This is a genomic window from Saprospiraceae bacterium, from assembly GCA_016716185.1.
Lineage (GTDB): Bacteria > Bacteroidota > Bacteroidia > Chitinophagales > Saprospiraceae > Vicinibacter.
Window position 1 is genome coordinate 2,102,610 of the sequence record JADJWV010000002.1, and the last position, 16,227, is coordinate 2,118,836.

Consider the following 16,227-nt stretch of genomic DNA (forward strand, 5'->3'; position numbering starts at 1 on the left):
TCTAATCGCTTATGTTGAAAACAACTGGTATACATACAATAGGGCTGGCCTCCATGCTTATTCTTATTTTTTCATGTTCTGATGAAAATAATAATCAAAAACAACAAACCGGAGCAAAACCCGGTTCCGTTCCGCCAATTCCTGTTAAAGTCATGGAAATCAGGTCATCCAAGCATCGGTCCATGATGGAGGCAACAGGCAACCTCATTGCTTTGGATCAAACCCTGTTGAGTGTTGAGTCATCGGGTAAAATCACTTATTTAAATTTGCCGGAAGGCGAATCTGTTGAAAAAGGACAATTGCTTATTAAATTGAATGATTCTGAACTAAAAGCGCAACTCGAAAAATTGCAGACCCAGGAGAATCTGGCCATCGAAAAAGAAAAACGAAAAAAGAAATCTCTGGAAATTCAGGGCATTTCCAAAGATGAATATGAGACGGCTCTTAACGATCTTCAGATGATTCGGGCGGAAAAGAAAATATTGTTAAGCCGAATCGCCAAGACCGAACTCAGAGCACCTTTTGCCGGTATTTTGGGATTACGCAATGTAAGCGAAGGAGCATACGTAAGAGAGGGCGATCCGGTGATTAGTCTCGTAAAAAGGGACCCTATTGGGATTGAATTCAACGTACCTGAGTATCAATCCTTCATGATCACCATGGGTCAGGAAGTTGCTTTTTCAATTGATGGTATCTCAGATTCTATGCAAGCCAAAGTGTATGCTTATGAACCTTCAATCGACCTCGAAGCCCGAAGTTTAAAAGTCAGAGCAAAATTGAGGAATCCGGGTCAAAAATTAAAACCCGGAGCATTCGCACAAGTACATTTATCCGGATCAAAAAATACACAGGCCATATTTATTCCCAACGAAGCATTGATTCCCATATTAAAAGGGTATAAAGTTTTTATTGTAAAACAAGGCAAAGCCAAAGAAATTCAAGTTGAAACCGGAGAACGGGATGAAGAAAAGGTGTTGATTAAATCCGGTCTGGCCGATGGGGATAGTCTGATCATCAGTGGAATCATGAGGTTACGGGAAGGTTCCGTTGTTCAAATTATTGAGAATACACCTCATGAGTAATTTCTCCCATACTTTTATCAGAAGACCCGTATTGGCCATTGTGGTCAACCTACTCATTGTCATTTTCGGTGCGATCGGATTTACCTTTTTAGGGGTACGGGAATATCCTTCCATCGATCCCCCCGTGATCAATGTGCGTACAAGTTATCCGGGCGCCAATTCTGACATCATTGAATCGCAGATCACCGAACCTCTTGAAAAAGCCATTAATGGAATATCGGGAATTCGAACCATTTCTTCCTCAAGTGCGCAAGGCAATAGCAATATTCGAGTTGAGTTTGACCTGGGATATGATATGGATGCCGCGGCCAATGATGTCAGAGATAAAGTATCTCAGGCGGTGCGGAATTTACCAAATGACATGGATGGGTTACCCATTGTCAGCAAGTCAGATGCAAGCTCGGAATCGATTATTTCTATGACCGTAAGGAGTGATACCCGAAATCATCTGGAAATTACAGATTATGCAGAAAACGTACTTGCACAGAGATTCATCACTATTCCCGGAGTGAGTACAATTCAAATTTGGGGACAAAAGCGTTACAGTATGCGACTTTGGATGGACCCTGTAAAAATGTCTGCCTACCAAATTACCCCACAAGACATACAAGCTGCACTCCAAAGGGAAAACGTCGAACTACCTTCAGGGAAACTTGCAGGCAATCAAACCGAACTTACCATTCGTACCATTGGCAAACTGAGTACAGAAACTGAGTTTAATGAATTGATCATCAAAACCGTAAACGACCGCTCAGTAAAACTTAAAGACGTTGGAGAAGCGAGATTGGGGCCAGAAAACGAAGAATCCATTTTAAGAGAAACCCTGGTCCCAATGATCGGTCTGGCGATTGTCCCGCAACCCGGATCGAATTACATCGATATTGCAGATGAGTTTTATAAAAGAAAAGAACAAATTGAAAAAGAACTTCCGAAGGACATCAGCCTTGACATTGCGCTCGATAACACCCGGTTTATCAAACAATCTGTCACAGAAGTTGGGGAAACGATATTTATTGCAGTTGCATTAGTCATTTTGATCATTTTCCTGTTCTTCAGAGATTGGCTTGTGGCTTTCAGACCTCTTATCGATATTCCAGTTTCGCTAATCGGAGCATTTTTTATCATGTACCTTATGGATTATTCCATCAATGTACTTACGTTGCTGGCCATCGTTTTGGCAACCGGACTTGTTGTGGATGATGGAATTGTCGTTACTGAAAACATTTTCAAAAAAGCTGAAAAAGGATTATCTCCAATGCAAGCTGCATTTCAGGGTTCATCGGAGATCATTTTTGCAGTCATTGCGACATCGCTCACATTAGCAGTTGTATTTCTTCCCGTAATTTTTATGGAAGGATTTGTAGGGCGGCTGTTTCGTGAATTTGGAATTGTGCTGGCCGGAGCGGTTTTGATTTCGGCATTTGTGTCACTTACGCTTACCCCTATGTTGAATGCGAGGATGATTCGTGCTCATTCAAAACACAACCGGTTTTATGAATGGACGGAGCCATTTTTCAAAAGTCTTGAAAAGTTTTATCAAAAAAGTCTATCCGCTTTTCTCGGTATCAGATGGATAGCATTTGTAATCATTTTGGTTTGCGGCTTCACCGTATTTTGGCTTGGAAAAAAATTGCCTTCCGAACTTGCCCCTTTGGAAGACCGCAGCTGGTTGCGTTTAAATGTGTCTGCTCCGGAAGGCGTTTCATATGAGTATACCGATTTTTTCATGAAACAACTGGCGCAACTCATTCACGATTCCGTGCCGGAAAAGCAAGTCTTACTTTCTGTAACTGCGCCCGGATTTACCGGCTCGGGGGCTGTAAATACGGGATTCATACGTCTAAGGCTGACCCAACCTGAAGACAGAAATCGAAGTCAGGACGATATAGCCAAACAATTGGTTAAACTCACCTCGCCATTAAGTCAGGCAAGAACTTTTGTGGCTCAGGAGCAAACCATATCAACGGGTGGTGGTGGGCCCAGAGGTGGTTTGCCCGTTCAATTTGTGATTCAAGCTCCCAATTTTGAAAAACTGAAAGAAGTCCTTCCCAAATTTATTGAAGCGGCCAACAAAAGTGAAATCCTGCAAACCATTGATGTAGATTTAAAATTTAACAGACCTGAATTGCTCGTCGAGATCGATAAAGAAAAAGCAGCACAACTCAAAGTAAGTACCGAAGATATAGCACGGACCATTCAAATGGCATACAGCGGACAACGATTTGGCTACTTTAATATCAATGGAAAACAATATCAGGTGATCGGACAAGTGGAACGCAAATTCAGAGACGCACCGGAAGATATACGTAAACTTTACGTCAGTAATGCGGAAGGCACTCCGATAGCCATGGATAACCTGATCCGGTTTTCAGAAAACAGCAGTCCTCCGCAGTTATATCATTACAACAGATACATGTCGGCCACAGTATCCGCCGGATTGCAAACCGGATATACCATCAAAAATGGCATAGAAGAAATGAAATCCATCGGTGCTGAATTGCTGGACGACAGTTTCTCTACTGCACTAACAGGAGCATCGAGAGATTTTGAAGAAAGTTCTTCGAATGTCTGGTTTGCATTTATGCTTGCATTGGTATTGATCTATCTCGTACTTGCTGCACAGTTTGAAAGTTTCCGGGATCCTGTTGTCATCATGATGACTGTACCTCTTGCTATAACAGGCGCTTTACTTTCCCTTTGGATATTCAAACAATCCTTAAATATTTTTAGCCAGATTGGTATTATCATGCTGATCGGATTGGTTACAAAGAACGGAATATTGATTGTTGAATTTGCGAATCAACTGCAACGGAAAGGAACGGTATTAAAGAAAGCTATTCTCGAAGCTTCTGCTTTGAGACTTCGACCGATCCTGATGACCAGTTTGGCTACCGCATTAGGAGCCTTGCCTATTGCTATGGCTTTAGGTGCCGGAGCCATCAGCAGGAAAGGAATGGGGATCGTCGTGGTTGGCGGAGTTCTTTTCTCGTTAATCCTCACGTTATACATCATTCCAGCCATATACATCTATCTATCGAAGCCGAAAACAGCAGATGAAGAAATATAATCTGATCATATTTTCCAAGGTACTAACATTCGTTAGTTTGATGGCACAGGACTCGCTCCGTCTTCGCGATGCCATTGAAATCGGATTAGCTCAAAACTACAGCATCAAAATAGCCGCTGAAGACATCAAAATTGCGGATTTCAACCACAGCCGCGGCCATGCAGGAATGTTACCTTCGCTTGATGTGAATGCTCAAGCATCCAAGTCGGGATCGAACACCAGGCAGGAATTTGTAACAGGCAATCTCGTCGACAAAACAGGTGCATTGGCCACACAATATCAATCGGAAATTGCTTTGAGCTGGACCCTGTTTGATGGAATGCGGATGTTCATTACTTACGACAAACTCAAATTGCTTAAAACTCAAAGCGAGCAAATGCTTAAGGTCCGTATTGAGGAATTTGTTTTTCAAATTACAAATCAATACGCTCTTATCGCCAAGCAGCAGCTTGCACTCAGATCATACAGCCAATTGCTAAAATTGGCAGAAGAGCAATTGGAATGGACCCGCAAAAAATTTGAAATTGAGCAAACCGGAAAATCAGATTTACTGCAATCGGAAATTGAATGGAATCGCCAGAAAGCCAATTTGCTCATTCGCGAAAATGAAATTAAAAACGCCAAAAGGCAATTGAATTTATTGTTATCCCGTAATCCTGAAACAGGTTTTTTTGTAATGGAAGACGAAGGCCTTTTGTTAAATCCACTTCAGGATTTTGATCCCACCCAGTGGATTCAAAAAAATTTAAATTTAAAAATATTGGAATCCGACAAGAAAATTGCAGAGTTCGAATTAAAGGAACTCAAGACCGGATACTATCCTCAATTATTTCTGAATTCCTCATACAGCTACAACAAAACAGAAAATCAGGCTGGATTTTTATTATTTAACAGAAACCATGGCTGGAATGTAAATCTCAATGCCAGTTGGAATCTTTTTAACGGCCACCGATTAAAAAAGGATATTGCCATCTCCAAAATAAACATACTCAAATCAAACTTGGCTATCGAGTCTTTGAAATTGGAAAACGAAACGCAACTCCGGGATGCCTACAACAGATATTTGCATTCAAAAGAAATCGCTGCACTCGAAGAAAAAAACCTCCAGCTCATCCAGGCCTATCTCGATCTGGTCAGTTCCAACTATCAGCTTGGAGAAGCTTTGTTCCTCGAATGGAAAGAAGCCAGATCACAATTCGAAAGCAGTCTCAATCAACTTCTCGAATACAAATACCAGGCAAAACTTGCCGAATTGGAATACAGGAGGCTTAGCGGTATTCTGATCAACTGATCTCTCCCTTGCAACTCTCTAGAATGACTCTCATATTATGCCTTCATTAAGGCAGATTAGAAAAGATTGCCTTGATTATCTTTGTGGATACAACCGGATACCTGTAGTAAATGAAAATTTCTAGTGTCGTTATTATAATCTTTTGTTTTGCACGGGTTTCTGCACAATGTCCTGAAATAACAAACACTACAACCAACCCGAATTGTATACCGGAATGTACGAGGTGTGGTGGTGATCAGATAACGATCAACATCCAAGGTGGCGACCTTCCACACAATGGAAAGATTGATTACTATGCAGACGTCAATCCGGGGTTTAATCCTTATATAGGCCAGGGCACTCTGATTGGAAGTGCCAACATTACCACCAATAATCCAAAATGCAGAATTTGTCCTTCATTATTGGGATTCATGATCGATGCCTGCGGAACAGAAGCGGCCAATGAATTTCTGATCATGTGGAGTGGCAGCGGCTTAAATACCTCTGATTTTTATTTTGATTATGCTCCCCAAAACAATACAGGTGGAGCAGGCAACGCTGATATTGGACCCGGTGGATGTGGAATTGGGGCAGGGCCAGCCGGCCTGGTGGGTGGCTGCACAGCAATTTCAGTAGGAGCTAATTTCAACATCCCCCCCAATTCTATCTGGATTGTTTTTACAAGTGCAAATGCATTTACATCATATGATTTTAGTGCCATTTGCGGACTCAGCTGTAAAATTTATGTTTCTGCGAGCAACTGTACACGAACCATTGGCGCATTTTCTAATTTCGATGCAAGCCCCGGTTCCAGGACTCAGGTGATGACCATAACCGGATGCGGATGCTCTACAAATGCCAGTTACGACATCCCTGGATTGCTTACAGGAAATGGAGATTTTTGGGCTGAAGGAAGTATATCCAATAATGGTTGTGCCGTACCTTCATTATCGCCTCCCGCATATACTGCAGCAACGAGTATTGTTACGCCATTTAATTACACCATCCCACAAAGTTGGTGCGAGCGCGATTACGAAATTGTAGGAATTCCAAACCCAGCCCCGGACCCCGATTGTTGCATGCCAATTTACACGGAACGCATTTTGGTACATGTAAAATGTCCTGTCGCTAACACAAGCACCCTCGAAGCATGTGAGATCATTAATGGCCTGGCCGCCTTTACACTTGAAGATGCCGATCCGGATGTTCTTGGAAGCAGCAACGGATTGGTTGAGTATTATCGGGATAAGGCAGGCACACAACGTATTTTTTCTCCTTTTACTTCAGGAAATGCAACAATTTATGCAAGAATCATCGATGGAAATTGCAAGTCTAATGTTGTTGCCATCCAATTAAAAGTAAATCCGTTGCCGGTTGCAAAAGCAACATCAGATAAACAATGTGACGATGGAAGCGGATTTGCGAATTTCGACCTGAGTCTTTTGGAAACTACCATCAAAAATGGCAACAATGGAGCAACGGTCAAATTTTTTGAAGATATCAACAAAACAAAAGAAATCAGTTCACCTTACCAAACCGGAACAACTACCATATACGCCTGTATACACAATGGCAAATGCGAATCCGCTCCTGTTGCCATTTTCTTGACTGTACTTCCTAAACCAATAGCCACAAGCGTCACATCCAGCGCCTGTCCGGGAGCTGATGGAAAAGCTGTTTTTTTATTATTAGACCTCATCACAAAAATCACCAACAATCCATCGGGGACTTCGGTAAATTTTTATGAAGACGATCTGTTGCTTAAAAAAATTAATCCCCCCTACTCTACTCCGGGAGATACGATCTATGCCGTAGTCACTGAAGGCAATTGCAAATCAGAACCGGTTGAAATTATTTTAAAAGTATCTGACTTAAATACCGTTCTTCTGATCACAGATAAAATTTGCGATGATGGGAACGGCAGTGCTGTTTATCACTTGATTCCTGCAACCCGGTATCTGCAACAAGGCGATACCAGCATTCGGGTGAGTTGGTATAGAGACAGCCTTAAACTAGATACGGTCATTTCGCCGGTCACTGTAAACCAAATAGATACTTTTTATGCCTTTTTAAAGAAGGACAGTTGCATTTCAAAAGCCATTCCCGTCATCATTGAAACGGTAAAACGCCCTGTGGGTATAGAACGAACTTATGAATTTTGCGGAGGGATAGATGGACAGGTCATCATTCCTTTAAACACTTTGGAAAATGGGGTCAAACCTTTTCCCCATTTGCCGAATATGGTATTGTTTGCAACAGACAGCAACATGACCCAGTTGGTACAGAACCAGATCACTACCTCAGGCGACACGCTTTACGCAGTCATCCTCGATTCACCCTGTAACTCACTTCCCGTTAAAGTAATTATCAACGTCAACCCATCTCCTTTTTTTGATCCTTATCCCGACCAGGTTTATTGTGACCACTACCTGTTGCCGGCTCTGTCAGGAACCAATTTGAGTCCAAATGCAAGTTACTTCAACAGCATGGGTAAGCCGTTGCAGGAAAGTGATACCATCAGGAGCAGCCAATGGATTTATGTTTCCGATACCCTTGGAATTTGTTCCGATCTCGATAGTTTTTACGTCGACATCCTTAAACAACCCGAAGCAGGACCTGACAACAACATCTCGGTATGTGAAGGAACTGTTCTAAATTTGAATAATCTGCTTTCTAATCACGATGGCGGAGGAATTTTTATCGATATAGATATGTCGGGAAGTTTGCAGGACAGTCTTTTTACTTCCACCGGACACAATGGACAAACCTTTCGTTTTCAGTATATCCTCAACGGAAATTCTTATTGCCAGGGAGATACCGCTGTATTTACCGTGCAAGTTGTCAAACAATTGTTTGCGGGTCAAAATCCTTTCATTATCATGTGTGAAAATGAACAGCTTTCGCTGTTGAACGCAACTCTAAACGGTGACGCGGGTGGTATATTTATTGATCCCATAAATACGGGCGCTTTACAACAATTGATCTGGGATGCCCGTATTTCCGGACCAGGAACCTTTGATGTGATCTACCAGGTCGGAGACGGAATAACCTGTCCAACTGATACCGCGTTGATAAAAATTCAGATTTTACCAAATATAGAAATTGACAAACCTCAAGATGTCTCAACTTGTGGTTATTATGTTTTACCCGCTATTTCAGGTAAAAACACCATTGGGAATTCTTCTTATTTTATCAGACAAAACGGAATATTAATTCCCCACAAAGAAGGCGATACACTATTCAGCTCTACAATCATTAATATCGTTGGAATTGGCCAGATGTTATGCCCCGATTCAGATAGCTTTCAATTGGAAATACTCAATGAGGTCAATTCCGATTTTAAACTAACAGATGTTTGTCCGGATTTCAGCATTGATATCGGAACCACAACATTCAACCTTCAGAATAGTAACGGGAAAGTTATTTTTAAAAATGGGTCTTTTACCGGTTGCGACAGTATCGTCCAGGTCGACCTGAGTTTTCTACCGGTAGCACAGGGAAATTATCAGGCTACGCTCTGCGAATCCAAGAGTTTGATGCTTGGAAATACCACCTTCGACAGAGCCAACCCGAGCGGGACAGCCGTGCTTAAGAACCAGAGCGCACATGGCTGTGATAGTTTTGTACAGGTATCTCTACTTTTCGAATCCATTCAAATGGATACTTTCAGGACGAGTTTATGTGAAGGAGAACGCATTCAGATCCGCAATAAATTTTACGATGCACAAAATTTATCTGGTATCGACACTTTAACAAACATCAATCCCGATTTATGCGACAGCATCGTGGTTATAGAAATCACTGCTTTGAAAGGCGGGGTTTTTAACTATAATGTAACGCTCTGTGAGAATGATTCGCTGGTGATTGGATCTATCGTGTTTAACAAGAACTTTACAGGACTTCACGACACCATCCAGAATGGAGCCAGTAATTTCTGCGACAGCATCCGCCATATTCAAATAAATTTTTCTCCACTCCCTGTTCATAACTATACTGACACCTTGTGTGAAAATGAATTCAGAGTCATTCAAAATAACAGATACGATTCTTTCAATCCTACAGGTACTGAGATTTTTAAAGGAGCAGGATTTACTGGATGCGACAGCATTGTCCATATTCAATTGTATTTTCTAAAAGCAGTTCAATCACAATATTCACCAGCCCTTTGCGAAAACGACAGCATTGATATTCATGGAAACTATTATTCAAAATACAAAACCTTTGGATTGGATACACTCAAAGGTCAGGCTTCAGGTGGTTGTGACAGCATTGTGTCTATTTCTGTCCAATTGATTCCCCTGGCTACGGGCGTTTTGGATACTCCATTGTGCGAAAATCAACAAATCGTTTTGAATGGAAAAATCTACGATAAGAATAGAACTTCAGGTATAGAACTTTACAAAGGAGCTGCGGTAACCGGATGTGACAGCTTGGTTCAAATCAATCTGAAAATTTTGCCACAAGCTGTTTCTGAAATTAAAGACACCTTGTGTGAAGATGAACAACTCATCATAAATGGCAACATATACAACAAAAAGAATCCCAGTGGGCAATCGATCATTCCGGTAGCCGGTTCATGCGACTCCTTAGTAAACGTCGACCTGTATTTCAACAGTCTTCAGGTTATATATCCTTCCGAAGTAAAAATCTTCCAGGGATCCGGTCAGAGCATTCAACTTCAACCAAATTTTACACCCGTTTTCATTCAATGGTTTCCTACACAAGGTCTAAGCTGTACAGATTGTTTAAATCCGGTCATCACCGTAAATGCAGATACTGAATATTCGGTGACCTTGCTTGACGAAAACGGATGTGAGATTGTAATTCGTATCCTTATGAAAGTATTTTTGGATGATCAGGTCTTTGTCCCGAATGTATTTTCGCCAAACGGAGACAACATCAACGACGTATTTAAGCTCATGGGTGAAAACAAACTGATAAACATTCGTTCGTTTGTTATCTACGACAGATGGGGGAACCTGATCTATTCAGAACCTAAAACTACACTGGCCAACCACAAAGGCTGGGATGGCTCTGCGCTAAACGGAGATAAAATGAATCCTGGAGTTTACATTTTTTCAATTGAGATTGAAAATCAGGGAAATCAATTCAGAAAAATCTTCGGTGATATAACTTTGATGCGTTAAACTCCTGTTTTATGCTTAGGTCATCTGATCAGTGTAACATCGCCGCTCAACTGATGAAATATTCCAGCCTTATCGTGAAACTGAAACACATAAACATAAACACCAGGCAATGATTTTATACCTTTAAATTCTCCATTCCACCCATCCTGTGTGCGGTGTGGAGAAAATTTCTTGCCCTCAAATTGCAAATTACCCCAACGGTCAAAAATTTTCAACACATCAATGACGTCCACAGAACGGTCTGTTATGATGTTAAAAAAATCATTAATGTTGTCTCCGTTAGGACTAAAGACGTTTGGGGCAAAGTATTTCTGCTCAGCGGCAATAAAAATGGATGCTGTGTATATACACCCAAATGAATCGGTAATTTTAACATGAAAGACACCCCCTTTCGGACCAGGAATTACAGAAGTGGCAAGACAATTTTGACAACGAATAATACCCGGGCCTGACCATTCAATTTCTACAATTGAATCAAGCGCGTTTACTTCTGCGATCAGATAAACAGAATCCCCAATTACAATTCGAAGACTGTCGGGATTAACATCAACTGCACCGATAACCGGATCCAGTATTGTGAAAGATTTAAACTGATTGCATCCGTTTGCATCCGTAAATTCAATAATATGGGACCCTGGCGAAACGCCTTCTTTCCCATCCGTGAAGTCATGAGCAACTCCATCGATTTTAAAAAGATAAGGTTCTACTCCCCCTTCAGCAAAATCAACAAATACAGTCCCTGATTCCGGCGAATTGCAATTTGCATGTTTGACCAAAATGTCAAACAACAATGGATCCGGTTCAGCAATTAAAAACGAATCCCTAATTGTACACTGATGCCGATCTGTAATCGAAACATAATAAAGACCCCTGGATAAGTTTTGTCGGATATTTAGAGAAGAACCATTTTCCCAATTATACTGATAAGGTGCTGTTGTCCCTTGTACCGAGATTTGAATACTGCCGGATTGTTGGCCATGGCACCTGACATCCTCAATCTGAGATAACAAGGTTGGTCTCAGCGTCTTTTCGATATGCAAAGTCAGGATGCTATCACAACCATTTGCCGACAAATAGAATTGTTGGTAAGTCCCGGAATCCCGATAATGCACCCCGGCAATATGAATGCTCTGATCAAAACACAAAGTCGTATCCAAACGGCTGGCTGATTTTGGTTTTGAAAAGTAATTGAGGGTGATCAAACTATCACAACCTAAGTGGCTTACAAATGGAATGGGGTAGATCCCTGATCTGAAAAATTTCATTTGACCAAAATAAAGGGTATCTCCTTCACATCTGCTGGAATCTAAAGAAATATTGTAAACAGGGTTGACAGATAAATTTAGAGTAATGAGGCTGTCGCATCCTGCCGCATTATTCAATTGCATCAGATATGTACCCGATGTAGTATAATTGTTGCCATTCAAACTGAGAGTCTTTCCCTTACAGATTGAAGTATCGACAACAGCGTTAGTATTTGCTCCAACTTTTAAGTCGACAACAAGTGTTGAATCGCAACCATCAGCAGATAAAAAAGTTTGCGTATAGAACCCCGGAGAGGTATAAATTTGATTTCCTGCTTTCAGAGATTGGCCTTCACAAATAAATGTATCCCATTGTGTGAATTTGTTTGGAAGCACAGTCAAATTTAAAATAGTCGAACTGTCGCAGCCGTTTGTGTCTTTATCGAACCAGTTATAACTCCCTGTTTTATCGTAACGCACTCCATTAAATTGGAGTGAATTTCCTTCGCAAATTGCAGCTGAGAATGAACTATCGCGTGGTGTATGAACCGTCAGATTCAAATCCAGGATGCTGTCGCAACCTTTTGTATTTTTTAGGAGCACTGCATAATCCCCTTGTGTATTAAAAACCTGGCCATCGATGACCAGGGAATCACCTTTGCAAATACTCGTCTTCAAAGATGCATAAGTGGTATCGAGATTGTATTCATAGGAGTTACTCAGTTCACAATCGTTACCATCAATGGCTTTAAGTACATACCTGCCTTCCTGCCCCCGAGGTATCAAATAATTCGACAAATTTGCAGACGGGATGGCCACTCCATCTTTATACCATTGATATTTTATCCGCGTGACGGTGGATGCCGGTGAATTGAGAACGATGGAATCCCGACAAGGATTTCCCGTAATCGCAAGCAGCAAGGAATCGAATTTTACGGTTTCCTCCAATAGCAATTCATCCAGGAAATAATAATAATATCCATCGGCGCGGGTGCATTGCGGACCAATGGCAATGGCTTCAATATTGGTAGTTGGTGTGATTTTGAGATTCACCTTCACCCACTTATTGGTTCCTGAAGCCGTAACGCGTGTTATCTCAAACCAATTGGGGTAATTGGAGGGGCATAACCAGGAATTTGCATCACCAAAAGGTAAGTTGGTACATTGTCCAGTGCCGAAAATTCCCAACGTTGTAATTGCTCTTGGGCCATAAGCGTTTCCCCTTTGCCCAAATCCAATCCAGAAACTCAAAGTGTATTCTCGCCCTGCCAGCATCGGACTATTGAGACAAGCGCCTACATATTCCTTGTAAATGGCATTGCGCACAGGATGGGTGTATAAATCCAAAAACCCAACATAGCCATTCCCCGCAGGTAAAGGCAACGGCGGACTGCCACGCATGGGGTCCTGTCTGAAGCCACATGTATGAAAATAATCAGAAGTGGCCGGAGATGCCTGGATCCAGTATTTCGAGCAATTCAATTGCATCAAACCCGTCGGGCAACAATAGTATTCTTCAAACGATGGATTGGGTATCAGGGATGAAGGGACAAACAAGGTATCTTTGATCCCTTTGCAAATACAGGCGGTATCATTCAGATCGATGAAACCATTTCCATCGTCATCTATTCCATTGTTGCAATCCTCGGTCACCGGCTGTGCAGAGAGCAGGACGGTGAGCATCGAGAGCATTCCAACAATTATAAAACGCCGATTCAATTGATCCTTAATATTCCAGGCTACAAACCTAAATAAAATACTTAAATTCTTTGAAAATTAACAAATTACAATTTGGCTCTGGTTTTTACAGGTAAATTGCAAATTATAAAGAAATTACGATTCTCAGATATATATCTGAGTGAACAGGGATATGTAAAAGCCTGTTAATACTTTTACCCGGAAAAACAAGAAAGGTTCAGATTTAAAATGGCAATTCAAACCCCTCAATTTGCAGAGCTCATCCTCCCATTGAACGTGGAAGGAACTTTTACCTATTCCGTCCCGGAAGAACTCCGGTCTGTTATCCGCATTGGACAAAGGGTTGAAGTTGAATTTGGAAAAAGGAAACATTATTGTGCTCTTGTTAAAAATCTGAACTCGGAATCCAACTGGACAAAGCCCAAACCACTTTTAGCGATCATCGATGAAAAACCAATATTTTCTTCGGTACAATTTAAGTTTTGGGAATGGTTAAGCGAATATTATATGTGCAGTTATGGCGAAATCATGATTGCAGCACTTCCATCCGCCTTCAGACCGGGTAGTGAAACGTTGATCTTTTCTCTTGTCGAACAGGATAACTTTCCAACAGAGGCTACCGATGACGAATTTTTACTTTTAGAGGCTCTTGAAATTCGCAAAGAAATTAATATCCAGGAAGCCCAGTCCATCCTGCAGAAAAAAGCCGTACTTAAATTGTTGAATGAAATGCTTGAAAAGCGGTGGATCCAGATTTATGAGAAACTGGAAGATTCTGCCGAAGCCATTCAAATATCATGGATCAGGCTGCATCCAAGCCTTCGCGAAAATCAAGATCTGTTGAATAAATCACTTGATCTCGTTCCAAAAATCAGAAAGGCAATCGCGATCATTGGTAAACTATTTACAACAAAGAAAAGATTATGGATGGATACGCCGTGTGGAATTACAAAAGTTGAGTTCTACTCCGGCTGATGTGACACAAGCATTATTGCAAAAAGAAATTTACGAAGAAATCAAACTTGAGAAATTCCACTACCCTGAATCATTCCGTCAGAAAACAGAACTCATACTTAGTAACGAGCAGGATAAAGTCTTAAAAGAGATCACAAACTGTTTTGAAACAGGCAAACCCATTCTTTTGCATGGCATAACCGGCAGTGGCAAAACCATGCTGTACCTTAAACTTATTGAAGATTTGCTCAATCAAGGCAAACAGATCCTGTATCTCGTTCCTGAGATCGCTTTGACTTCTCAGTTGGTGGGGCGTTTGAAACAACAATTGGGTGAACAATTGCTGGAATATCATTCCGATTTGAGTCCCAAATCAAAATTATCCGTATGGAATCTTGCAAAAGAGTCATCCTCTGTTTTTATTGGTGCGAGGTCATCTATATTTCTTCCTTTTACAAATCTGGGACTGATCATCGTCGATGAAGAACACGATTCTTCTTACAAGCAAAACGATCCATCACCCCGATACCAGGCCAGAGATTGTGCTGTTGTTTTAAGTAAAATACACTCTTGTAAAATCATTCTTGGCAGCGCCACTCCGAGTTTAGAAAGTTACTACAATGCAGGTGAAGGAAAATACCATTATGTGAAATTATTTCAAAGATTTGGAGACAGCGATTTACCGGACATTGAAACTGTATCCATGCAGGAGGCTCAAATCTTTGGCAAGAAGCATGGTCATTTTTCCGAACGCCTGATCGAAGAAATGAAAACTCAATTTGCATTGGGAAAACAGGTCATTATTTTCAGGAACAGACGTGGTTATAGTCCCCTGCTTCAATGCTCCAATTGCCATTGGGAAGCAGCCTGCAGCCAATGCGATATCCGACTGACGCTCCACAAACAGTGGAATAAATTGAAATGTCATATATGCGGACAAACAAAACCAGTTCCAGACAGATGTCCGGATTGCGGACAATTTACATTGAGACAACTGGGCTTCGGAACAGAACAAATTGAAGAAGCTCTTCAGGAATTATTTCCAGAACAAAAACTTCAACGACTCGATCTCGATGTAGCCCGAAGCAGGAAAATGCAACAGAAAATCATCGAAACGTTTCAGGAACAGGAATCCCATATTCTGGTTGGTACGCAAATGGTAACCAAAGGTCTGGATTTTGAGCATGTGGGAATGGTAGGAGTTTTACAAGCCGATCAAATTTTGTTCTTTCCCGACTTCCGCTCACAGGAGCGCGCATTTCAATTGTTAACTCAGGTGAGTGGCCGCGCCGGAAGAAGATCGCAAAAAGGAATTGTAATCGTACAGGGCTACCACATCGATCATCCCGTTTTACAATTTGTAAAGCATCACGATCAGGAGTCCTTTTATAAAAAGGAACTTAGCGAACGCCATAAATTTAATTACCCTCCCTATACCAGGCTTATCCGGTTACAACTGCTTCACAATAAAGCTCAAATCGCCGAAGATGCCGCCCAAGTCCTGAGCAAGGACTTGAAGGTACTTTTGGGAAAACGGGTTTTAGGTCCTGCAGAACCCCATGTTTCAAAAATTAAAGGTCTTTATGTAAGAGAAATTCTGGTCAAAATCGAGCGAGACAGCAATCAGGTTCTCAGGATTAAGAATGAGTTGACAGTCAGAATTCAAAAAATGAAATCGGGTTCAACATATCGAGGTGTAAGAATCCAAATTGATGTTGACCCATAAAAAAAAAAGCTTGTCTTGCGACAAGCTTTTAAATTTCTT

Annotated in this window: 7 protein-coding genes; 6 read left to right on the forward strand and 1 reads right to left on the reverse strand. The window is 41.3% G+C overall.

Going from position 1 to position 16,227, the window contains the following annotated elements:
* The first annotated feature begins 11 nt into the window (after nucleotides 1-11).
* The 4 genes from IPM34_10115 to IPM34_10130 all read left to right on the forward strand — a co-directional run bounded on the left by IPM34_10115 (nucleotide 12) and on the right by IPM34_10130 (nucleotide 10,566).
* Nucleotides 12-1,082, forward strand: a complete 1,071-nt coding sequence (locus IPM34_10115) for an efflux RND transporter periplasmic adaptor subunit (protein ID MBK8955895.1) — start codon at nucleotides 12-14, stop codon at nucleotides 1,080-1,082.
* Nucleotides 1,075-4,149 carry an efflux RND transporter permease subunit gene (locus IPM34_10120; protein MBK8955896.1) on the forward strand — a complete coding sequence of 1,025 codons (3,075 nt, stop codon included), beginning with the start codon at nucleotides 1,075-1,077 and terminating at the stop codon, nucleotides 4,147-4,149. The genes IPM34_10115 and IPM34_10120 overlap by 8 nt, the downstream gene beginning before the upstream one ends.
* Nucleotides 4,136-5,440: a TolC family protein gene (locus tag IPM34_10125; GenBank protein MBK8955897.1), complete on the forward strand. Its 1,305-nt coding sequence runs from the start codon at nucleotides 4,136-4,138 to the stop codon at nucleotides 5,438-5,440. Before IPM34_10120 ends, IPM34_10125 begins: the two co-directional genes overlap by 14 nt.
* Before the next feature lie 110 nt (nucleotides 5,441-5,550).
* Nucleotides 5,551-10,566, forward strand: a complete 5,016-nt coding sequence (locus IPM34_10130; GenBank protein MBK8955898.1) for a gliding motility-associated C-terminal domain-containing protein — start codon at nucleotides 5,551-5,553, stop codon at nucleotides 10,564-10,566.
* 20 nt (nucleotides 10,567-10,586) lie between these two features.
* Here IPM34_10130 and IPM34_10135 read toward each other — a convergent pair whose 3' ends face one another.
* Nucleotides 10,587-13,502, reverse strand: coding sequence for a gliding motility-associated C-terminal domain-containing protein (locus IPM34_10135; GenBank protein MBK8955899.1), 2,916 nt, complete (start codon nucleotides 13,500-13,502; stop codon nucleotides 10,587-10,589).
* Nucleotides 13,503-13,736: 234 nt separating this feature from the next.
* Between IPM34_10135 and IPM34_10140 the strand changes: the two genes are divergently transcribed.
* Complete coding sequence (locus IPM34_10140) at nucleotides 13,737-14,483, forward strand: hypothetical protein (GenBank protein ID MBK8955900.1); 747 nt, start codon at nucleotides 13,737-13,739, stop codon at nucleotides 14,481-14,483.
* The gene (gene priA, locus IPM34_10145) at nucleotides 14,401-16,188 is read left to right on the forward strand and encodes a primosomal protein N' (protein MBK8955901.1); all 1,788 of its coding nucleotides are present in this window, start codon (nucleotides 14,401-14,403) and stop codon (nucleotides 16,186-16,188) included. Before IPM34_10140 ends, priA begins: the two co-directional genes overlap by 83 nt.
* The last annotated feature ends 39 nt before the right edge of the window (nucleotides 16,189-16,227 follow it).